Source organism: Desulfobacterales bacterium (genome assembly GCA_029211065.1).
In the GTDB taxonomy this organism is placed as follows: Bacteria; Desulfobacterota; Desulfobacteria; order Desulfobacterales; family JARGFK01; genus JARGFK01.
Window position 1 is genome coordinate 1 of record JARGFK010000261.1, and the last position, 592, is coordinate 592.

Genomic DNA, 592 nt, shown 5'->3' on the forward strand with positions numbered 1-592 from the left:
GAGTTTGACAATTCCGGGAATATAAGAAAGCCTCCCGACTGTGAACCGCTCAAAGTTTACAGCACAGGAGGCTATAGATGGAACATGCGCAGAGTTTAAATCATACGTTATGGGAATGCAAGTATCATGTGGTATGGATACCGAAATATCGGAAGAAGACTTTATATGGGCAGTTGCGGAGCTATATGGGATCACTATTTAAAGGCCTCGCATCACAGAAAGAGTGTAAAATTGTCGAAGGGCATTTACAATCGGATCATGTTCATATGCTGATCTCGATACCGCCGAAATATGCCGTTTCGCAGGTGATCGGTTTCATCAAGGGTAAAAGTGCCATTCAGATAGCCAGAACATACATGGGACAACGAAAGAATTTTACCGGCCAGCATTTTTGGGCCAGAGGTTATTTTGTGTCCACGGTTGGCACTGATGAACAGACAATCCGGGAATATATTAAGCGTCAAGAAACGGAAGATCGTCGTATTGATCAACTTCGACTGTTTGAAGAAGATCACCTTTAGGTGGTCAATAATCAATCCGCTTTGAGCGGTTCACATATTCAAGCCTCCGGCTTTGCCGGAGGTATGTGACT

Annotated in this window: 1 protein-coding gene; it reads left to right on the plus strand. The window is 43.9% G+C overall.

From position 1 onward, the window contains the following. Positions 1-77: 77 nt before the first annotated feature. Positions 78-521 carry an IS200/IS605 family transposase gene (tnpA, locus tag P1P89_23330; protein ID MDF1594455.1) on the plus strand — a complete coding sequence of 148 codons (444 nt, stop codon included), beginning with the start codon at positions 78-80 and terminating at the stop codon, positions 519-521. The last annotated feature ends 71 nt before the right edge of the window (positions 522-592 follow it).